Origin of the sequence: Microbacterium sp. KKR3/1 (genome assembly GCF_021272365.1) — a bacterium.
In the GTDB taxonomy this organism is placed as follows: domain Bacteria; phylum Actinomycetota; class Actinomycetes; order Actinomycetales; family Microbacteriaceae; genus Microbacterium; species Microbacterium aurugineum.
This window is the reverse complement of record NZ_JAJSDW010000001.1, coordinates 954,706-975,405: the sequence shown is the minus strand read 5'-3', so window position 1 is coordinate 975,405 and position 20,700 is coordinate 954,706. Positions and strand designations below refer to the sequence as shown.

At 68.5% G+C, this 20,700-nt stretch carries 17 protein-coding genes and 1 tRNA gene; 13 read left to right on the top strand and 5 right to left on the bottom strand.

Going from position 1 to position 20,700, the window contains the following annotated elements; all coding sequences use genetic code 11:
• Positions 1 to 32: 32 nt before the first annotated feature.
• Together LVJ59_RS04710 and LVJ59_RS04705 are read left to right on the top strand one after the other, a co-directional pair.
• Entirely contained in the window at positions 33 to 2,942 is a 2,910-nt protein-coding gene (locus LVJ59_RS04710; protein WP_232762180.1) for a UPF0182 family protein, read from the top strand.
• Positions 2,943 to 3,051: 109 nt separating this feature from the next.
• A complete protein-coding gene (locus LVJ59_RS04705; RefSeq protein WP_232762179.1) occupies positions 3,052 to 4,023 on the top strand; it encodes an arsenic resistance protein in 972 nt (323 codons plus the stop codon).
• Between the two features lie 108 nt (positions 4,024 to 4,131).
• Here the strand turns inward: LVJ59_RS04705 and LVJ59_RS04700 are convergent.
• Positions 4,132 to 4,205, bottom strand: a tRNA-Met gene (locus tag LVJ59_RS04700).
• A gap of 94 nt (positions 4,206 to 4,299) precedes the next feature.
• On the opposite strand from LVJ59_RS04700, the gene LVJ59_RS04695 reads away from it, so the two are divergent.
• Complete coding sequence (locus tag LVJ59_RS04695; RefSeq protein ID WP_232762178.1) at positions 4,300 to 5,109, top strand: carbon-nitrogen hydrolase family protein; 810 nt, start codon at positions 4,300 to 4,302, stop codon at positions 5,107 to 5,109.
• A gap of 25 nt (positions 5,110 to 5,134) precedes the next feature.
• On the opposite strand, the gene LVJ59_RS04690 is transcribed toward LVJ59_RS04695, so the two are convergent.
• Complete coding sequence (locus tag LVJ59_RS04690; RefSeq protein ID WP_232762177.1) at positions 5,135 to 6,337, bottom strand: aminotransferase class I/II-fold pyridoxal phosphate-dependent enzyme; 1,203 nt, start codon at positions 6,335 to 6,337, stop codon at positions 5,135 to 5,137.
• A 98-nt stretch (positions 6,338 to 6,435) separates the two neighbouring features.
• Between LVJ59_RS04690 and LVJ59_RS04685 the strand changes: the two genes are divergently transcribed.
• From LVJ59_RS04685 to LVJ59_RS04675, 3 genes are read left to right on the top strand one after another with little or no spacing between them, the layout of a single operon-like run.
• Positions 6,436 to 8,013, top strand: coding sequence for a S1C family serine protease (locus LVJ59_RS04685; RefSeq protein WP_232762176.1), 1,578 nt, complete (start codon positions 6,436 to 6,438; stop codon positions 8,011 to 8,013).
• A 48-nt stretch (positions 8,014 to 8,061) separates the two neighbouring features.
• Positions 8,062 to 9,315 carry a CDP-glycerol glycerophosphotransferase family protein gene (locus LVJ59_RS04680; protein ID WP_232762175.1) on the top strand — a complete coding sequence of 418 codons (1,254 nt, stop codon included), beginning with the start codon at positions 8,062 to 8,064 and terminating at the stop codon, positions 9,313 to 9,315.
• Positions 9,312 to 10,748, top strand: coding sequence for a CDP-glycerol glycerophosphotransferase family protein (locus LVJ59_RS04675; protein WP_232762174.1), 1,437 nt, complete (start codon positions 9,312 to 9,314; stop codon positions 10,746 to 10,748). Before LVJ59_RS04680 ends, LVJ59_RS04675 begins: the two co-directional genes overlap by 4 nt.
• Positions 10,749 to 10,766: 18 nt before the next feature.
• Here LVJ59_RS04675 and LVJ59_RS04670 read toward each other — a convergent pair whose 3' ends face one another.
• Complete coding sequence (locus tag LVJ59_RS04670) at positions 10,767 to 11,840, bottom strand: glycosyltransferase family 2 protein (protein WP_308191497.1); 1,074 nt, start codon at positions 11,838 to 11,840, stop codon at positions 10,767 to 10,769.
• Positions 11,841 to 11,956: 116 nt separating this feature from the next.
• Between LVJ59_RS04670 and LVJ59_RS04665 the strand changes: the two genes are divergently transcribed.
• The 7 genes from LVJ59_RS04665 to LVJ59_RS17810 all read left to right on the top strand — a co-directional run bounded on the left by LVJ59_RS04665 (position 11,957) and on the right by LVJ59_RS17810 (position 18,064).
• Positions 11,957 to 13,240, top strand: coding sequence for a CDP-glycerol glycerophosphotransferase family protein (locus LVJ59_RS04665; RefSeq protein ID WP_134353407.1), 1,284 nt, complete (start codon positions 11,957 to 11,959; stop codon positions 13,238 to 13,240).
• Complete coding sequence (locus LVJ59_RS04660) at positions 13,237 to 14,016, top strand: biotin--[acetyl-CoA-carboxylase] ligase (protein ID WP_232762173.1); 780 nt, start codon at positions 13,237 to 13,239, stop codon at positions 14,014 to 14,016. Before LVJ59_RS04665 ends, LVJ59_RS04660 begins: the two co-directional genes overlap by 4 nt.
• An 86-nt stretch (positions 14,017 to 14,102) precedes the next feature.
• Positions 14,103 to 14,621, top strand: a complete 519-nt coding sequence (locus LVJ59_RS04655) for a PH domain-containing protein (protein WP_232763150.1) — start codon at positions 14,103 to 14,105, stop codon at positions 14,619 to 14,621.
• A 102-nt stretch (positions 14,622 to 14,723) separates the two neighbouring features.
• Positions 14,724 to 15,848 (top strand): 5-(carboxyamino)imidazole ribonucleotide synthase, encoded by a 1,125-nt coding sequence (locus tag LVJ59_RS04650; protein ID WP_232762172.1) that lies wholly within the window; start codon positions 14,724 to 14,726, stop codon positions 15,846 to 15,848.
• Positions 15,849 to 15,991: 143 nt separating this feature from the next.
• Entirely contained in the window at positions 15,992 to 16,459 is a 468-nt protein-coding gene (purE, locus tag LVJ59_RS04645) for a 5-(carboxyamino)imidazole ribonucleotide mutase (RefSeq protein WP_047523092.1), read from the top strand.
• Positions 16,460 to 16,539: 80 nt separating this feature from the next.
• Positions 16,540 to 17,910 (top strand): LCP family protein, encoded by a 1,371-nt coding sequence (locus tag LVJ59_RS04640; RefSeq protein WP_232762171.1) that lies wholly within the window; start codon positions 16,540 to 16,542, stop codon positions 17,908 to 17,910.
• A gap of 22 nt (positions 17,911 to 17,932) precedes the next feature.
• Complete coding sequence (locus tag LVJ59_RS17810; RefSeq protein WP_269816582.1) at positions 17,933 to 18,064, top strand: hypothetical protein; 132 nt, start codon at positions 17,933 to 17,935, stop codon at positions 18,062 to 18,064.
• Positions 18,065 to 18,122: 58 nt separating this feature from the next.
• On the opposite strand, the gene LVJ59_RS04635 is transcribed toward LVJ59_RS17810, so the two are convergent.
• Together LVJ59_RS04635 and LVJ59_RS04630 are read right to left on the bottom strand one after the other, a co-directional pair.
• The gene (locus LVJ59_RS04635) at positions 18,123 to 18,731 is read right to left on the bottom strand and encodes a hypothetical protein (protein ID WP_232762170.1); all 609 of its coding nucleotides are present in this window, start codon (positions 18,729 to 18,731) and stop codon (positions 18,123 to 18,125) included.
• A gap of 143 nt (positions 18,732 to 18,874) precedes the next feature.
• Entirely contained in the window at positions 18,875 to 20,638 is a 1,764-nt protein-coding gene (locus LVJ59_RS04630) for a DUF4012 domain-containing protein (RefSeq protein WP_232762169.1), read from the bottom strand.
• Positions 20,639 to 20,700 lie beyond the last annotated feature (62 nt).

The window sequence follows — 20,700 nt, the reverse complement described above, 5'->3', positions numbered from 1 at the left end:
TGCGCACAGTGAGCGATGCCTAGGATGGAGGGGTGACCTCGACCTCAGCTCCGACTCCGGCCACGCCTCGAACGTCCCGACGTATTCTCGGCATCTCTCTGGTGATCATCGCCGCCCTGATCGCGGTGTTCTTCGTGTTCGCCTCCCTCTACACCGAATTCCTCTGGTTCGACCAGCTGGGCTTCACCGGTGTCCTCACCACGCAGTGGATCGCCACGGCGGTGATGTTCGTGGTGGGCTTCCTCGGAATGGCGGTGCCGCTGTTCGTCGCCATCCAGCTCGCGTACCGGCTACGCCCGGTGTACGTGCGGCTCAGCTCTCAACTGGACCGCTACCAGGAGGTCATCGAGCCGCTGCGTCGACTCGCGATGTGGGGCATGCCGATCTTCTTCGGGCTGTTCGCCGGATTCGCCGCTGCAGGGCAATGGAAGACGGTGTGGCTCTGGGCCAACGGTGTCGCCACGTCCAGTGTCGACCCGCAGTTCGGCATCGACACCGGGTTCTACATGTTCGCGATGCCTTTCTACTCGATCCTGCTCGCGTTCGTGTCGGCGGTCCTGCTCCTCGCGCTCCTGGTCACCGCGCTCGTCTCCTACCTGTACGGATCGGTTCGTGTGGGCCAGGGAGAGCTGCGCATCTCCAAGCCTGCGCGTATCCAGCTCGCGGTCATCGCGGGTCTTTACCTGCTCGTGCAGGCGGCGAGCCTGTGGCTCGACCAGTACAAGACCCTCGTGGAGCCCGACGACCGCATCACGGGTGCGGCGTACACGGGTGTCAACGCGACGATCCCGGGCCTCGCGATCCTCGCCATCATCGCCGCCGTCGTGGCGATCCTGTTCTTCGTCACCGCGGTCATCGGCCGCTGGCGCTTCCCGCTCGCGGCCACGGCGCTCCTGATCGTGGCCGCGCTCGTGGTCGGGGTCGGCTACCCCTGGGTCGTCACCACCTTCCAGGTGAAGCCGAACCAGAACGCCTACCAGGCGGAGTACTACCAGCGGAACATCGACGGCACGAAGGAGGCCTACGGCGTCGCAGACCTCGAGACCACGCCGTTCGCCGCCAAGACGGACGCCGAGGCCGGTCAGCTGCGCGCCGATGCCGAGACCACGGCGTCGACCCGCATCATGGACCCCAAGGTCATCCCGCCCACGGTGCGTCAGCTCGAGCAGTACCGCGGCTACTACCAGTTCCAGACGACCATGGATGTCGACCGCTACGAGATCGATGGCCAGATGCAGGACACCGTGGTGTCCGTGCGTGACCTCGACATGTCAGGTCTCGGCGACGGTGACAACTGGAACAACCGTGTGGCGGTCTACACGCACGGCTACGGTCTCGTGGCCGCCGCGGGTAACCAGCGGACCTCGGACGGCGAGCCGGTGTTCCTCGAGCGCGGCATCCCGTCCTCCGGGTTCCTGACGGACCGGGAGAACTTCGAGCCTCGTGTCTACTTCGGCGAGAAGTCGCCCGAGTACTCGATCGTCGGAGCGCCCGAAGGCGCCGAGCCGGCCGAGATCGACTACCCGCGGGGCAAGGACGGCTCGAGCGAGACCAAGACGACGTTCTCCGGTGACGGCGGGCCCAAGATCGGCGACACGTTCACGAAGCTTCTGTACGCGCTGAAGTTCCAGTCGGAGCAGATCCTGTTCTCGAACCTCGTGAACGAGGAGTCGCAGATCCTCTACGACCGCGACCCGAAGACCCGTGTGCAGAAGGTCGCGCCCTACCTCGAGCTCGACAGCGATCCGTACCCGAGCGTGGTGGACGGACGCATCGTCTGGATCGTCGACGGCTACACGACGAGCCAGACCTACCCGTACTCGACGAGCGTGAGCCTGTCGGACGCGATCGCCGACTCCAACGTCACGTCGCCGACGCTGGCCATCGACGACATCAACTACATCCGCAACTCGGTCAAGGCCACGGTCGACGCCTACGACGGCTCCGTGACGCTGTACGCCTGGGACGATGAGGACCCGGTCCTCAAGACCTGGCAGAAGATCTACCCGTCGACGCTGAAGCCGATCAGCGACATGTCGGGTGAGTTGATGAGCCACGTGCGCTACCCGACGGACCTGTTCAAGGTGCAGCGCGACATCCTCGGCGTCTACCACGTCGACAAGGCCGGATCCTTCGCACAGCAGGACAACCGGTGGCAGACGCCGAACGACCCGCGCAGCGAATCGATGCTGCAGCCGCCGTACTACCTGACGATGCAGATGCCCGGCCAGGATTCCCCGCGGTTCTCGATGTTCTCGACGTTCATCCCGAACTCGCAGGGGTCGGGCGGCAGCCGCGACGTGCTCATGGGCTACCTCGCGGTGGACTCGGACGCCGGTTCGGAGAAGGGCGTGAAGGCAGAGGGCTACGGCCAGCTGCGGATGCTCGAGATCGACACGGACACGACGGTGCCGGGCCCCGGCCAGGTGCAGAACACCTACAACTCCGACACGTCCGTCGTGCCTCAGCTCAACCTGCTGCAACAGGGAGAGTCGGAGGTCATCTACGGCAACCTGCTGACTTTGCCCGTCGGTGGCGGTCTGCTCTATGTGCAGCCGGTGTACGTGCAGTCCTCGGAGGGCACGCAGCTGCCGCGTCTGCAGAAGGTGCTGGTCGCGTTCGGTGATCGCGTCGCTTTCGAGAACACGCTGACCGAGGCTCTGGACACGCTCTTCGGCGGTGATTCCGGTGCCACCGGTGGTGACGACACGGTCGAGCCGAGTGACCCGGAGACGGAGAACCCGGACGCCGGCGAGACGCCGACCGAGCCCACGCAGCCGACGGATGCGCAGGCCGACGCCCTGGCTGCCGCGCAGCAGGCATTGGTCGACCGTGAGACGGCGCTGCAGTCGGGCGACCTCACGAAGTTCGCGGAGGCCGATGAGCGCCTCACCGCGGCCGTCGAGAAGCTCCTGGAGCTGGACGCCGCCGCCGAGGAGTGAGTCGTCCCGCACCGCAGTGAATGGGCGCCCCCGTGAGGGGGCGCCCATTTCTGTTCCACCGGCGCGGCTCCGACTCGCGAGTGGTCGTGAGGCAGGACATGCTGGTGGCATGCGAAGCGTGATCGTCTGGGGTGAGCGTCACCAGGTCGCTCTCTATCTCGCGGCGATCGCCGCGGGTGGCGTGCTGGGACTGCGGGTGCCCTCTGCAGCGCGTCCGCTCGAACTCGCGATCACCCCGGTGCTCGGTGTGCTCCTCTTCGCCACCTTCCTCGGAGTGCCCTTCCCGGCGATCGGCCGGGCGTTTCGCGACGGGCGGTTCCTCGCCGTCCTCCTCGCGGTGAACTTCGTGATCGTGCCCGTGGTGGTGTTCGGGCTCTCGCGTTTCGTGGCGCATGACGCGGCGTTGCTGGCCGGCGTCCTCCTGGTGCTGCTCACCCCCTGCGTCGACTATGTGATCGTGTTCACCGGGCTCGGGGGAGGGGCGAAGGAACGGCTGCTCGCGGCAGCACCGATCCTGATGCTCGGACAGATGCTGCTGCTCCCGCTCTTTCTGTGGTGGTTCGTCGGCGTGGACCTGGTTCGAACCGTCGAGCTCACCCCGTTCATCGAGGCCTTCGTCTGGGTGATCCTCCTGCCCCTCGCGGCCGCGGGGGCAGTGCAGTACGCGGCGTCTCGGTCGCGGTGGGGGCGGAGCGTCGAGGCGGTGGCGGCCGCTGCGATGGTGCCGCTGATGATGCTGACGCTCGCCGTCGTCGTCGCCTCCCAAGTGCACGGCGTGAGTGCGCGCCTGGCGGACCTCTGGGTCGCCGTGCCGATTTTCCTCGGGTTCGCCGCCCTGATGCTCCCTCTCGGCGCAGTCGCCGGTCGTGTCTCGAAGCTCGGCGTCCCCGCTCGACGTGCGATCGTCTTCTCCGGCGCGACACGCAACTCGCTCGTTGTCCTTCCGCTGGCGCTCGCGCTTCCGGCATGCTTCGCTCTCGCACCGTTGGTGGTGGTGACGCAGACGATCGTCGAGCTGATCGTGATGGTGGTCTTCGTCCGGCTCGTTCCGCGATTCATCCGAACCGTGGAGATCTCGTGATTCGGCCGGCTTCGCGCCCGCGGGCGACGTCCACGCGCACGTGCTCCTGCAGGAAAGGCGAAAGGCCCTCTGATCTGGATTTCTCTAGATCAGAGGGCCTTTCATTTGTTGCGGGGACAGGATTTGAACCTGCGACCTCCGGGTTATGAGCCCGGCGAGCTACCGAACTGCTCCACCCCGCGGCACAAGAAGTAACTTATCACGGAATGCGGACCTCGGCGAATCGAGGCGCCCGGGGATGACGCCCCGGGCGTGTCGATGCGGGAGGATGGATGTATGTCCGAGACAGCAGCCGTCCCCGTCGCCGTGTGTCAGTTCGCGCCGACCGCTTCCCGTTCGGAGAACCGCGAGAAGATCGGGGAGTTGACGGCGGAGGCAGCGGCTCGCGGGGCCAGGTTGATCGTCTTCCCCGAGTACTCGAGCTACTTCGTCGACCCGATGGACGAGAGCCTCGCGGCGAATGCGGAAGACCTCGACGGGGACTTCGTCACGACGCTCACCGCGCTCGCCGCCGATCATGCGGTCGTGATCGTCGCAGGGCTGGTGGAGCGCGCGTCGGACGACCGCCGCGTGCGGAACACGCTCGTCGCGGTGCGGGGTGACGGCATCCTCGCGGTCTATCGCAAGCAGCACCTCTACGACGCGTTCGGACAGACGGAGTCCGACTGGATCGAGGCCGGCGACGTGGGGGAGGCGTCGACGTTCGAGCTCGCCGGTCTGCGGTTCGGGCTCATGACCTGTTACGACCTGCGTTTCCCGGAGGTCGCCAGGTCGCTGGTCGACGCGGCGACCGATGCGCTGGTCGTGCCTGCGGAGTGGGTGCGAGGTCCGCTCAAGGAGCACCACTGGACCACGCTGCTCGCCGCGCGTGCGATCGAGAACACCGTGTACGTGGTCGCGGCGGACCACCCCACGCCGATCGGCGTCGGGCATTCGCAGATCATCGATCCGCAGGGTGTCGTCCTCGCCGGGGTCGGTACCGCGCCCGGAATCGCGGTGGCGGTCGTGGAACGCTCTGCGATCGACCGGGTGCGCGCCGTGAACCCCTCGCTCCGTGTGCGGCGGTACGCCGTCGTGCCGCGCTGAGGGAACGATCCGGTCCCTCGAACGCTCAGGCGGTGAAATCGGCCAGGCGGGACGCCGCCTCCTCCAGGACATCCACTCGCTTGCACGCGGCGAAGCGCACGAGTCCCGCGTATTCCTGTCGATGCTGTTCCGACACGAACGCGGTCAACGGGATGGCGACGACTCCGACACGTTCCGGCAGCGCTCGGCAGAACGCCGCGGCGTCCGTGCCGCCGAGCGCGGTCGCATCGGCCACCGTGAAGTAACCGCCCTGTGGCGTGTGCACCGTGAACCCGGCCGCGCGCAGTCCGTCGCCGAGGATCCCGTGCTTGTGGGCGAGCGCAGATGAGGCATCGGCGAAGGTGGAGTCGGAGAGTCGGAGCCCCGTGGCGACGGCGGGCTGGAAGGGGGATCCGTTCACGTACGTGAGGTACTGCTTCACCGTGAGCACCGCCGTGATGAGAGCGGCGGGTCCGTGCACCCAGCCGATCTTCCATCCGGTGACCGAGAAGGTCTTGCCGGCGGAAGAGATCGTCAGGGTGCGCTCGGCGGCGCCGGGCAGTGTCGCGATCGGCGTGTGGGGAGCCTCGAAGGAGAGGTGCTCGTACACCTCGTCAGTCACGATGACGGCGTCGTGCCGCACAGCGAGCCGCACCACCTCGGTGAGGACGTCGTGTCCGAAGACCGCACCCGTCGGATTGTGCGGGTCGTTGACGAGGATGATCCGCGTGCGATCATTCGCGGTGGCCGCGAGCTGGTCCAGATCGGGCTGGAAGTCGGGCGCGCGGAGCGGAACCGTGCGCAGGCGCGCTCCCGCCAGAGCGACCGCTGCGGCGTAGGAGTCGTAGTACGGCTCGAAGACGACCACCTCGTCGTCGGGACCGTCGATCAGTGCGAGCAGCGTAGCCGTGAGCGCCTCGGTCGCCCCTGCCGTCACGATCACCTCGGTACCGGGGTCGACATCGAGCCCGTAGAACCGGCGTTGATGCTCGCTGATCGCCTGGAGCAGGTCGGGTACGCCGCGACCCGGCGGGTACTGGTTCGCCCCGTGGGCGATCGCGGCCCGAGCGGCTTCGAGCACCTCCGGAGGGCCGTCCTCGTCGGGGAATCCCTGTCCGAGATTGATCGCCCCGGTTCGGGCCGCGGCAGCGGACATCTCTGCGAAGATGGTGGGCGCGACGGTTCCGTCTGCGGCGAGCAGACCGGCGCCCGCCGCCGTGCGACGCCATGCGCCGGGGATGACACTCATGAAGAACAGGCTAAGGCCATAGCTGAAACTCATCTTCGACATAAGGAACGCACAGACACAGGCGTCATTCTGAAGTGGTCGTTGAAGGAGCACACACCATGAACGAAGACAACACACAGGACCACTCGGTACCCGCGTCGAACGACGCCGTGCCGTCCACCGAGGCAGCAGAGGTCGCCGCTCAGCCGGCGACGGAGGCCGCCGCTGACACCACCGCGCCGTCCGCCGTTTCGCCGGGTCCCTCCGCGCCGGCTCCCGTCGCCCCCGTCCAGGGACACGTCGTACCGCCGACCTTCACCTCGCAGGTGCCGGCGGCGCCCGTGGTCGAGCCCGTGCCGCACGTCTTCGCCGCCCCCGCGAACTCCGCGACGGCAACGGCCCCTGGTGCCGCGTTCGGCATCCCCACCGCCGCGTCCCACACGCAGCCCACGCAGCCCCTCGGTGCGGACACGCTTCCCGGCGAGGCGAAGGCCAAAGACCAGAAGTCCCGAGGCGGCGCGAAGATCGCGGCATTCATCGTCGCGGCCGCGCTCGTCGGCGGTGTCGCCGGTTTCGGTGGCGGCGCACTGCTGAACGGTCTTCAGAACCCGCCGTCCTCCGGCACGGCATCGGGGCCGCAGACCGTCACGGTCAACAACCCCGGGTCGGTCAACGAGACCACCGCCGTCGCGACGTCGGCCCTCCCCTCCGTGGTCACCATCGAGGTCGCGGGCTCCCAGGAGGCCGGAAGCGGTTCCGGTGTCATCATCAGCGATGACGGCTACGTACTCACGAACACCCACGTGGTGACGCTGGGCGGGGCCGTCGCCGATCCCACGATCCGGGTGACCGCCTCGGATGGGAAGCTCTACGAGGCCACGGTCGTGGGCACCGACCCGATCTACGACCTCGCCGTGATCAAGCTGAAGGACGCCAAGGGGCTCACGCCCATGAAGTTCGCCGACTCGTCGAAGCTCAACGTCGGCGACACCACGGTCGCGCTCGGCGCCCCGCTCGGCCTGGCGAACTCGGTCACCACCGGCATCGTCAGCGCACTCAACCGGAGCATCCAGATCGCGTCGTCGGCACTGCCGGACTCGTCCTCCGAGGATGCTCCTGAGCAGCAGTCGCCCGATCAGGGCCAGGGGCCCTTCCAGTTCGACATCCCCGGAAACTCTGGTCAGCAGACGTCCGATTCCATCTCGATCGCCGTGATCCAGACCGATGCCGCCATCAACCACGGCAACTCCGGGGGTGCGCTCGTCAACAGCAAGGGCGAGTTGATCGGCATCAACGTGGCGATCGCGAGTTCGGGCAACTCCGAGGACTCCGGTTCCATCGGCATCGGCTTCGCCATCCCGTCGAACATCGCCAAGCGGGTCTCCGACGAGATCATCGCCGATGGCGCAGCGACGCACGGCCTCCTCGGCGCCTCCGTCCAGGACGCCTCGAACGTCGAGGGCGCGACCGTCGCCGGCGCATACATCGCCGAGGCGAGCGACGGCGGCGCTGCGGCGGCAGCCGGCATCGAGAAGGGTGACATCGTCACCTCGTTCAACGGGGTTCCGATCACCAGCGCGACCGACCTCACGGCGCAGGTCCGCGCGGCGGCGGCCGGCAGCGATGCCCAGGTCACCTACGTCCGTGGCGGCAAGTCCTACGACATCGAGGTGACGCTCGGCGAACTCGCCGGCTGAGTCCCCGGTCTCGCAGAGAAGGGCGCCGCCCCGCGATAGGCTCGCGAGGTGGCGTCCTTCTCTTTCGGCTCCGGCAACGCGGCCAAGCTGCTCCGGATCCCGTTGTACGCCGTCGGGCGCCTCGGCACCTTCCTCGTCCCGCGTGGGCGACGCTGGGTGTTCGGCTGCGGCGCAGGCATCGGCGACGGAGCCCTCGCCCTGTATCACCACGCTTCTTCGCTCGGTCACGAGACCCTGTGGCTCACCGGGTCCGCGCGCGAGGAGCGGGAGGCTACCGCCCTCGGCCTCCGGTTCGTCCGGAAGAACGGTCTGCGCGGCTGGTGGGCGACAGCCGGAGCGGGTGTCCTCGTCGTGACGCACGGTCTCGGCGACGTCAACCGCTACGCCGTCGGCGGCGCGTTCGTCGTCCAGCTCTGGCACGGGATCCCGCTGAAGAGGATCGGACTGGATTCGCCGGCCACGACGCAGGTGCCGAAGGTTCCCGGAGCGCCCCTTCTACGCCGGGTGATCGCCCTCCTGTACCGTGCGACCGCCCAGCGGATCCGAGTGCTGCCGGCGGCTTCGACCCGTGCCAGGGGGCGATTGGAATCGGCATTCGGCCTCGGGGACGATCGGGTGGTCGTGACCGGTGAGCCCCGCGTCGATGTGCTCTCCGCCGGCTCGGGCGAGGAACGTCGGGGCGCGGCCTCCGCGCTTCTCCACCGCGTCGTCGGGGAGATCCCGGAGGGGGCGCGGACGATCCTCTATGCGCCGACCTGGCGTGACGGAGCGCCCGATCCGGCGGTACCGTCCGCTACGGAGTGGATCTCCATCCTCCGCCTCCTCGAAGAGCAGAACGCGGTGCTGCTCGTGAGGTCGCACCCTCTGGGAGCGGGGGGCTATGTGCCACCGCTGCCGAGCCGGAGGGTCCGCGCGCTCGGCGCGTCCGTCCTGGCCGATGTGACGCCTGCGCTCGCCGCCGTCGATGTGCTGGTCACCGACTACTCCTCGCTCGCTTACGACGTCGGACTGCTGAGGATGCCGGTGCTCTTCCTGGCCCCGGACGCGGCGGAGTACGCGCGCACTCGAGGCTTCTACGGTCGGTTCGAGGAGGTCGCCGGCTCCGCGACGGCCGCGGACTGGCCGTCGCTTCTCACGCAGCTCGAGCACCTCCTGTCCGATGCCGACTCGTACGACGCGGCGTCGGCACGTTCCGCTACGCTCAGCGCGACGATGCATGCGCATCGGGACGGTCGCAACACGGAGCGCGTGTACCGCGTGATCCGCGCACGGGGGATCCCCGCGCCGAAGGGAGCAGTATGACAACGGCCCGCATCGATGACGTGGCAGAGACGCTGGTCATCGCAGGGACCGGTCAGCGTCCGGCCACGGCGACGCTCGTCGGACCGCGGGCGCGGGTGGACGCTCGCGTCAGCGGAGGCGGCAAGACCTGGAAGGCCACGTTCGCGTTGCAGGCCTCGCGCTGGGGCGGGCCCTCGCTTCCGCTTCCCGCCGGCGCGTATGAACTGCGGATCGCAGACGTCGACCTCGACGCTCTGCGCATCGATCCCGTCGTCCTCCGCGGAGTACGCGTCGCCGTCACCGGGAGCGCTGTCCGCATCGCACCGCCGATCGACCCCGTGTACGAGACCGCCGAGGGACGATCGACCCTCGAGGAGCGTTACGTCGCGCAGTCCGGCGGCACCGAGAACGCGGTCTTCTTCGAGAGCTTCTACGGCCGCAGCGTGGGCTGCAATCCGCGAGCGATCGACCGGGAGCTCGCAGCGAGGGCGCCCGGTGTGCGGCGCTACTGGAGCGTCGTCGACCTCTCCGTCGAGGTGCCGGACGGGGCGATCGCGGTCGTCGAAGGAAGTCCGCAGTGGTGGCACGCGCGGGGCGCTGCCCGGCTCCTCGTCGTGAACGACTGGCTGCGCCGTCGTTTCGCCCGCAAACCCGGACAGAAGGTCGTGCAGACCTGGCACGGGACGCCGTTGAAGCGTCTCGCGCTGCACCGTCCCGGTTTCGATCCGCGTCGGATGGCCGCCGTCGTGAAGGAATCGCGTCGATGGGACGTGCTGCTGGCTCAGAACACGTACTCCGAGCGCATACTCCGCAAGGCATATGCGTTCTTCGGACGACCGATCTGGGTGGAGGGGTACCCCCGGAACGACGCGCTGATCACGGGTGACCCCGCCGCGATCCGCAAGGATCTGGGCATCGAGCCCGAGGAGCGGGTGCTTCTCTATGCCCCGACCTGGCGTGACGATCGCGCGGAGATGGTCGACTTCGTGGATGCGGAGCGTCTCGCCCGAGAGGCGAATGCCGTGGTGCTCGTGCGTGGGCACTCGCGGACGCTGGAACAAGGACGAGACCGTGCCGGAGCGCGCGTGATCGACGTGACGGGCTACCCGGAGACCGCGCGTCTGCTGCTCGCTGCGGACGCGCTGATCACCGACTACTCCTCGGTGATGTTCGACTTCAGCGTCACGGGCAAGCCGATGTACTTCCTGGTACCGGATCTCGACCACTATCGCGGTCAGTTGCGAGGTTTCTACTTCGACCTCGCGGAGCGGGCCCCGGGTCCGCTGGTGCGCACTCAGGAGGAACTGGCCGCGGCGCTCGAAGACCCGGAACACGAGGCCACGTTCGCCGAGCGCTATGCGGCGTGGCGCCGGCAGTTCAACTCCCGCGACGACGGCCGTGCTGCCGAGCGTGTGGTCGATCGCATCCTGGACCTGGGTTTCGTCACGCCCTGATCCGGCGGCTCACCCGTCTCAGGGGAGGGGCGTGTTCCGGGTGCCCAAGCGCGAAGCGTCCACGGTGTCCCGTGCGCCTCGGAGCACGCCGCCGAGGAACCCGATGCCCCACGAGAGGTGCATCGTGGGCAGGACGAGCAGAGTCCACAGTCGTTGGCGCGCGCCGCCGCCGCCGGGGGCGAGAGCGACGCCCAGCACCAGCAGCGCGTACAGGGCGAGTGGCCCGTACACGAGGATCGAGGCGATCCAGGAGGCGGGGCCGCCGACCACTCCGGCCAGCTGAAGCACCCCCAGGACGAGGGCGATCGCGGCCACGAGGACGAGCGCGGGGGGAGCGAAATAACGGAGGCCGTTGCGTCGCCCGAAGCGGCGTACCAGTTCGCCCCGCCAGGCCCCCGTGGCGCGGAACTGCCGCGCCAGCCGCGTCCAGCTCTCCCGGGGCCAGTAGGTGACAGACAACTCGGGGTCGAACCAGACGCGGTGGCCGGCCTGTCGGATCCGGAGGTTGAGCTCCCAGTCCTCCCCGCGCCGGATCGTCTCGTCGAAGAGACCGACCTCGTCGAGAACCTCACGGCGCATGACGCCGAGGTAGGCCGACTCGGCCTCGCCCTCCTGCGAGCTTCCGTGGTAGGCGCCTCCGCCGAGTCCGACGGGGGAGTTGTAGAGGCGTGCGACGGATTTCTGGAACGGCGTACGCCCTTCGGCGTGCATGACACCGCCGACGTTGGCCGACGCCGTGCGTTCCAGCGTGGCCAGCGCTCGGGCGGCGTAGCCGGGGGAGAGTTCGGAGTGCGCGTCGACGCGGACGATCGTCGCGTAGCGGCTGGCGCGGATGGCGGCGTTCAGCCCCACGGGGATGTGCGCGGCCGGGTTGCCGACGAGCCGGATGCGCTCGTCCGTCTCTGCGAGCCGCTGGGCCAGCTCCGTCGTCCCATCGGTGGAGGGGCCGAGAGCCAGCACGAGCTCCGTGGGCACATCGACGTCTTGAGCGAGCACGGACTCGACCGCGTGCTCCAGGTAGGCGTGTTCGTTGAGCACCGGCATCACGAAGGACACCCCGGGCAGGGGAGCGGCTGACTCGTCGGCTGGCACATGACGATCATGTCACGGCGGCTTCCGGCTTTGCCTGAGGGGAAGCCGTCATGCGCGTCGCAGCCCGGATCGTTCACCGGCCGGGGCACCCCGCGTGGACGAACTACTCTGGAGGGATGGGTGCACTGTCTGACGCGAAGAAGGCGTACCGTCTGCTGAAGCGGGCGCTCGCATCCCGGACCGCCGTCCAGCGGGTGCGTCGTCGCCTCGCCGAAACCGAGCCGTATCCGACGGGGCACTTCAAAGTGGCGGTGTACTTCGCCGACGGTGCGGTCAACATGTACCAGATGCGGCAGTGGTATCGTCCGCTCGCGGAGCTCGCCCGCCGCTGGCCGGTCGTCGTGCTCTCGCGGCAGGCGACGGGCACCGAGAAGCTCCTGGACGAGGCCTCGCCTCCGGTCGCGTTCGTGCCGAAGGTCCGCGATCTCGAGCGCTTCATCGCGACGCAGGACATCCGCATCGTGCTGTACGTCAACCAGAACACCCGCAACTTCCAGATGTTCCGTTACGGGCGACGGTGGCACGTGTTCATCAACCACGGCGAGTCCGACAAGATGTACATGACCACGAACCAGTACAAGGCGTACGACTATGCGTTCGTGGCCGGCCAGGCCGCGCGGGACCGCCTCTCGCGGACGCTCTGGGACTACGACGTGGATCGCCGCACGATCGAGATCGGGCGACCTCAGGCCGATCACTACTCCGGCACGCTGCCCTTCGTCCCCGATGACCGTACGGTCGTGCTGTACGCCCCCACGTGGGAGGGCGACCGGCCCAGTGCGCACTACGGATCGATCGCATCGCACGGCGAAACCCTCGTGGCACGCCTGCTCGCCACCGGACAGCACCGGGTGATCTATCGTCCGCATCCCCGCAGTGGCGTCGTCGATGAGGCCTACGGTGCCGCGCATCGACGGATCATCGCGGCTATCGCTGCAGCGAACGCCGCGGACCCGCGCGCCCAGCACGTCTATGACGACGGCCCCGAGCTCGGCTGGCAGCTCACCGCCGCGGACGTCGCGATCGTCGACATCTCCGCCATGGTCTACGACCGGCTCGCGGCGGGGAAGCCGCTGATGATCACGCGCCCCACGGACGACCAGGCCTCTGTCGACACGCAGGGCTATCTGTCCGACTGCGAGTGGCTGACCGCCGAGTCGGCGGCGGACGTCGTCGCCGAGATCGAGCGGGTGCGGGTCGATGAGGCGGCGATCGCCCGACTGCGGATGTGGGTGCAGCACTACTTCGGTGACACCACACAGGGGGTGGCGACCGCGAAGTTCCATGCCGCCGTGGACGGGCTCATGCAGGAGTGGGAACGATGGCAGGCCCACGAGGTCGGGGCGGTCCGCGAAGACGAGGATGACGACGACGAAGAAGCCGACGAAGAGGACGCATGAGCATCGGCTTCCCGCGCTCCACCGCGATCGTGCCGCGCCTGGAACTGGTGGCGCGAACGGGGTCGACCAACGCCGACCTTCGCGGGCATGCGCACGACGCGGACGGCTGGCCGCACCTCTCGATCCTGGCGACCCACGACCAGACCGCAGGTCGGGGGCGGCTCGATCGGACCTGGGTGGCGCCGGATGGTTCAGCCCTTGCGGTTTCCGTGCTGTTGCGCGCTCTTCCGGCGGAACCGGCGTCGCGGGGCTGGATACCGCTGCTCGCGGGACTGGCGATGGCGGAGGCCGTGGCCGCGCAGCTCCCGGACGAGGAGGTCGCGGTGAAGTGGCCGAACGACGTGCTCGTCGACGGTCGGAAGATCTGCGGAATCCTCGCTGAGGCGGCGTCGGACGCCATCATCGTCGGCGCCGGAGTGAACACGGCGATGACGGTGGAGCAGCTCCCCGTCTCCACGGCGACATCGTTCGCGGCGCAGGGCGTCGACGTCGACGAGGATCAGCTGCTCGCGACCTACGTGACGTCGCTCGACACCCGGCTCACGGACCTCGTCGCCGCCGCCGGAGACGCCGTCGCGAGCGGCGCCCACGGTGCCGTCACCGAACGATGCGCGACTGTCGGGCAGACGATCCGGGTGTCGATGCCGGGCGATCGCACACAGGAGGGCACGGCTGTCGGCCTCGATGCGGAAGGGCGACTGCTGGTCGTCTCCGGGGGCGTGGAGCACGCGATATCCGCGGGTGACGTCGTGCACGTGCGTCCTGCGGGAAGCTGACACGCCGAGACACACACGGGCTTGTCGGGGATCACAGGCACAATGGTGGGGTGACCCAGCCTGTGACGCTCGGCGGACGGCCTCTGATGCCGCCGCCCGGCACGCCTTCGGAGGAGTTGCTGATCGCACGCTTCCGGGGCCATGCCCGTCGACTGTTCTGGTCTGCACTCGTCCTCATCGCGACATTCGGCGCGACGGCCTACTTCTACGGCAACCTCCCGGCGGGGTATGAGGACTGGATGCTGCTCTCTGCGGCGGGTGCGCTGGTGCTTCTCGCCGTGGTGCTACCGTTCATCGTCTGGTACTCGCGGAGCACGACGGTCACGACGAGACGTGTCATCGCCCACCACGGCGTCGGTGCCCGTCGACGCCGGGAGATGTCCCACGCTCGCGGCTACACGATCGCCGTCCGACGCGGGCCGCTGCAGCGCTTGTGGGGCGCGGGCACGATCACCCTGTCGAACGGCGTCGACGCGCCGATGCGTCTCGCGAACGTACCGAACGTGACGCTGGTCCATGAGACTCTCGCCGACCAGATCGAGGTCGGGCAGATCCTGGCGCATCGCGACGCGCAGGCGGGCGGAGACGAGTTCGATACGGCGTGACCACGATCCGTCCTGCCGGCGATCGACGATCGCGCAGGTAAGACGTGTCCGATCCTCCTGCGCACGTGCGGGAGAATGGGGTCGGACGAAGGGAGACGGCACATGGCTTTGCGTGTTGGCGTGATCGGTGGAGGGCAGCTGGCCCGGATGATGATCGCTCCGGCGGTCGAACTCGGGCTGGAGATCCGGGTGCTCGCCGAAGACGAAGGGATGTCCGCCGGACTCGCCGCGACGGCGGTAGGCGACTATCGCGATATCGACGTGGTGCGTGCGTTCGCCGCAGGAGTCGACGTCGTCACGTTCGACCACGAGCACGTGCCGCAGTCCGTGCTGCGTGCCCTCGTCGCCGATGGTGTGGTCGTGCACCCGGGCCCCGACGCTCTCCAGTTCGCGCAGGACAAGCTGGTCATGCGCGCCCGCCTCGCCGAGCTCGGCGTCCCTCAGCCGGACTGGGCCGCGGTGCGCGACGTCGCTGAGCTGCAGGCGTTCCTCGATGCCCACGCGGGCGCCGGTGTCGTGAAGACGCCTCGCGGCGGCTACGACGGCAAGGGTGTGCGAGTCGTCCGCGCGGCGGAAGAGGCGCAGGACTGGCTCGATGCGCTGGCCGAAGACGATGCACTCCTCGTAGAGGAACTCGTCCCCTTCGTCCGCGAGCTCGCCCAGCAGGTGGCGCGTCGCCCCAGCGGCGACACTGTCGCGTACCCCGTGGTGGAGACGGTGCAGCGCGACGGCGTGTGCGCGGAGGTCATCGCCCCGGCACCCGCGGCAGCCGAGCGCCTCGTGCAGGTCGCTGAGGAGATCGGACGCACGATCGCGGAGGGACTCGGTGTGACGGGCATGCTCGCCGTGGAGCTGTTCGAGACCGACGATGAGCGGATCCTCGTCAACGAGCTGGCCATGCGACCGCACAACAGCGGTCACTGGAGCCAGGACGGCGCCGTCACCGGACAGTTCGAGCAGCATCTGCGCGCGGTCGCCGATCTGCCGTTGGGGAGCACGGCTCCTCGTGCAGCCTGGTCGGTGATGGTGAACATCCTCGGCGGTCCGGCGGAGGGCACGCTCGAGGAGCGCTTCCCCGCGGCGATGGTCGAGCACCCGCAGGCGAAGATCCACACGTACGGCAAGGCGCCACGGCCCGGTCGCAAGGTCGGTCACGTGAACGTCGCGGATGACGATCTCGACGACGCCGTGTACGTCGCGCGTGCGGCCGCCGCACATTTCGTCTGAATCCTGTACGCCGGCGCACCTCTCACGGTCGGACATGCGGGACAAGACGCGCGCCGTTCGGGGTTTCTCACAGCGGTAGACCGTAGCCTGATCTGGTGACTGAGCCACTGCACTCCTCCGCTGCCCCTCTGGTCGGCGTCGTGATGGGATCCGATTCCGATTGGCGCGTGATGAGCGATGCGTCTCAGGCGCTCACCGACTTCGGCATCCCGCATGAGGTCGAGGTCGTCTCGGCCCACCGCACACCGGACAAGCTCATGTCGTATGCGCGGGAGGCACGGTCCCGCGGTATCCGCGTGATCATCGCCGGCGCCGGGGGAGCGGCCCACCTTCCGGGCATGCTCGCCTCGATGACGCCGCTGCCCGTGGTCGGCGTTCCCGTGCCGCTCGCCTACCTCGACGGCATGGACTCCCTGCTCTCGATCGTGCAGATGCCCGCCGGCATCCCCGTCGCGACCGTGTCCATCGGCGGCGCCCGCAACGCGGGGCTCCTGGCAGCCCGCATCCTGGGGACGGCGGATGCGGATCTCGCCGACCGGGTGGACGCGTACGCCCGAGACCTCGAAACACAGGTCGAGGAGAAGAACGAACGGTTGAAGGGGTCGCTGTGACCCTTGCGCCTCCGCGCGCAACACAGCGCCCGCTCATTGAGACACGCCCTCTGCGGCACCCGGATGTCGCTGACCCGGGGATGATGGCCAAGCGCGGGTGGTGGCTCATAGCCCTCAATCTCCTGGTCCCCGGATCTGCGCAGGTGCTGTCGGGCAACCGCAGGCTCGGCCGCTTCGGGCTCGGCGCGACTCTGCTGGCGTGGCTGCTCGTGGTGGTGGCGCTCGGTCTCGCCCTCTTCGCCCGCCCGGCCCTGCTGTGGCTCACGATCGGAGGCGGGCTGTTCTCCGCTGCGATCCTCACCGTCGTCCAGGTGCTTCTCGTCGGTTACATCGTGCTCTGGGTCGTGTTGACTTTCGATGCCCTGCGGCTGGTGCGACTCGTGAAGGTCCCCGGACCCTCTCGCCTCGCCATCCCGGTCGTCGCGCTGGTGCTGCTGGGGCTCGTGAGCGGTGGCGTCGGGTATGCCGCGACCGCGGTGGGGTCGGTTCGCAGCACGATCGGGGCGATCTTCGGGCAGAGCGGACCGAGCGTCGAGCCGAGCGACGGTTACTACAACATCCTGCTCCTCGGCGCAGACAGCGGCGACGGGCGTGACTCGATGCGCTTCGACAGCATCTCGGTCGTCTCGGTGAACGCCGATACCGGGGCCGTGACGATCACCGGCATCCCGCGTGAACTCCCGAACGCGCCGTTCAGCGAGGGGAGCCCGATGCAGGAGCTCTACCCGAACGGCTTCGAAGGGCACGGATCTTCCACCTGCGGGTGGAACGGATGGATGAACCACATCCGCAACGCCGCGGAGGTGTGTCGGGAAGACGGCGGCACCGGGCTCTACCCTGACGCGAAGGCCAACGGCTCCGAGCCGGGTATCGAAGCGACGAAGGACGCGGCGGAGGGTGTTCTCGGAATCGAGATCCCCTACTACGTCTTCGTCGACATGCACGGGTTCGCCGAGCTCGTCGATGCCCTCGGTGGAGTGCAGATCAACGTCACCGAGCGTCTGCCCAAGGGCGGACCGCCGGAGGGCTGGACCGGCACCGATGTGAACGAGTGGGCTATCGGCTGGATCGAGCCGGGGGAGCAGCGGATGGACGGTGACACCGCCCAGTGGTACGCCCGTTCGCGCTACACGACGAGTGACTGGGATCGGATGAAGCGTCAGCGGGAGCTGCAGGAGGCGATCCTCGCGCAGTTCACCCCGCAGACGGTGCTCACGAGGTTCAACGAGGTGGCGGCGGCGGGGACGGCTCTGATCAGCACGGATCTCCCGTCGGACAAGCTGCCGGAGTTCTTCGATCTGATGCTCAAGGCGAAGGAACAGCCTGTCACGACGATCGAGCTCACCCCCGATTCCGGAGTGGATGAGCACCAGCCGGACTACGCGTACATCCACGACCTGATCCGGCAGACGTTGCACCCCCCGACGGAGACGCCGACCCCCGCGCCCTGACGCGGTGCCTTCCGCTCATCGGGTGCACTCAGTCACGGCGGGAACGGGCGAGCCGGGCACCGGGTGCACGACGAAGCCCACGGTCACCACCGTCGAGGAGGAGGAGGAGCCGTGGGCTGGCGGTGCGCCCGCCGGACGCACCAGACGACGGTGATCGGAGGGGGAGGGATCACCGTCGTCCAGTCGACCACCGCGCGAGGCGGCAGCCGGACCTAGGCGCGCTTGCGGCGAGATGCTCCGACGGCGACCAGGGCGCCACCGGCGACCAGCGCTGCGGCGCCACCGCCGAGGACCCACGGCGAAACGCTGCCGCCGGTGAGGGCGAGTTCGAACCCGCCGGCAGACGCCGCGTTGTCTCCGCCCGTGAGCGGCAGCTCGGTACCCGCCGGAGCCACACCAGGATCGTGGTCGCAGGACGTGGCCGCGTCGTGGCCGTGCGACACCGTGATGGTGGCGGTGTACGTACGCGATCCGTTGAAGGAGACGGCGTACGAGCCCTCACCATCGGCCGGGGGTCGGAACGTGTAGGTCAGTCCGCCGTCTGCACCAGCGGTGCTGCCCGAACCCGCGGCCCGAGCGGCCTCGAGTCCGGAGATGGAGACGCTCACGTTCTCGGAAGGCAGGAAGTACCCTGCTCCGAAGACGATGGTCGAGACCTCGCAGGTGTCGATGATCGGGTCGCTGACTTTGACCCCCGGAGGAGTCGGGTAGTCGTTGGACGACGCGGTCGGCGTGAGCGTCGGCGCCGCCGTCGCTACGGCCGGCGCAGCGAGTACGAGCGCGCCAGCGGTGAGGCTGATGGCAGCCAGTTTCTTCAGCATGATTTCTCCCCAGAATTTCACGCGGAATCGCCTCCGGATACACCCCTGCATCCGACTGCGTGGAGCCTCCCTGCCCCCACGGCAGGTTTGCAGACTCCAGATATTCCCCAGTGAGTCGACAGTACCCTATCGAGCCGGGAATGTCACGATGCGCAGGTCAGTGGTTTGCGTGTCGCATCGGGCTCGTCGACCAGCGGTGTGTGCAGGATCTGGGTGAGCCGCTCTCCGGCGCCGGTTCCCTGGTACTCCACGGTGATCGTCGTCGACTCGCCCGGCGCGAGCGAGACCTCGTGCTGCACCACGGAGCGGCCATCGAGCATGGCGGTCTGCACGCCCTCCTCTTCGCCGTCCCGGTCGATGTGGGAGGGCGTCGCGCCGGCAGGGCCGTAGACCGCGATGAGTGTGCGCACCGTGCCGGCCGGGACCCCGTAGTAGCCGTCCCCGGTGACGTAGGCGGGGAGGGATGTCGCGGCGTCCGCGGGCGCGGCGTTGGTCCACGTCACTTGCACCTGAGTCGTCGGCGCGCCGTTGCAGGTGCCCACGGAAGTCGAGAAGGCGCCGCGGGCGTAGTAGTCCATCTTCCCGCCGGTGCTGTCGTTGATCAGTACGCCCACGTAGGTGGCGTCCGCATCGTCCTCGGGGATCGTCCCTCCCAGCGCGGATGAGGCGAGAAACTCCTCCTCGTCCTCATGCGCACTCCAGATGCGGATCCGGCCCTCCTCGGCGGATTCGGCCAGGGCTCCGATCAGCGCCTTCGGGTCCCCACCGGACAAGGCAGCGCTGAAGAGCGCACCGGCCGCTTGGGCGAAGATCTCATCCTGTGCGGCAGGGTCGGGGACGGCCGCGTAGATCTCCGAGAGCAGGATGCCGGTGATGTTCTCGGCGGTCGCGGTGAACGGCCCGAACGTGAGATCTCCCGTCACGGCCATCAGGTTCTCCGCGACGATGGCGTCGACGGCGATGACGCCATCGACCGTTCCACCGAATCGTCCCGTCCACCGCGCGGCGATGGTCTCTCCGGCCTCGGTGAAGTCCGGGATGCTGGTGATGTTCTGGAGAAAGCGGCCCGGCCGATCCTCGAACAGGGCGACCGTCGAATCGCTGAGCGGCAGGGGGGTGTCGAGGGCGGGGAAGTCCCGTGTCGAAGCCTGCTTCTGGAGGGTGATCTTCCCGTTCTCCGCGTGGAGCAGAGCGACTGAGCCGATGATCCCGCCGGACGAGCGCAGTTCTGCATTGTTCTGCATCGCCAGCACGTAGTTGCGGGGGCCTTCCCCTCCGAGCATCGTCGGCAGGAGGACGGCGGCGCCGTGGAGTGCACCGACCGCGGTGGCAGCCTCGGTGACGGCGGACCGCATCTGATCGATGGCCTCTGCGAGCGGCGGGAGGGTGGCGTCGGCGTCGATCCGTCTGGCCTGCAGCTCCGCAGTTCCGAGCGCGGTGCTCGCCGTGCCGAGCGGCTTCTCGATCTCGGCGAACGGGGCGAGGTCGATGGTGCCGCCCACGAACCCGAGACTTGCGAGATCGAGGCCGTCCGCCACCTCGAGCAGAGGGGCGAGGGCATCCGTCGAGACGCTGTCAGCGATGTCGGCGATCTCGCTCACGGCACGGAAGTTCGGACCGAGCCAGGGGACGAGGGCGAACGCCTGCCACACCGGGTCCGAGGTCAGGTCGGCGGCCGACGCTGCGCTGCGTGCGACGCTCCGGGCGACCGGCTCCGCGCTGTCGAGGTCTCCCGCCGCGATCGTCTTCTTCAGCTGCGTCGCCCCGTCTGCGACGTCCTGCAGGTCGTTCACCGCGCCGATCCCCCGAACGGTGACCCACCCGATCGCGATGAGGAGCAACGCGAGGAACGCGCCGATGGTCCACCCGATCCATCGGCGTCTGACGGGAAGCCGGCCATCGCTCACCCGAGCATTCAAGCATGAACGGTGGTGCCGGTGGTGGCCGGAAACTGTGGGAACGCTGATAT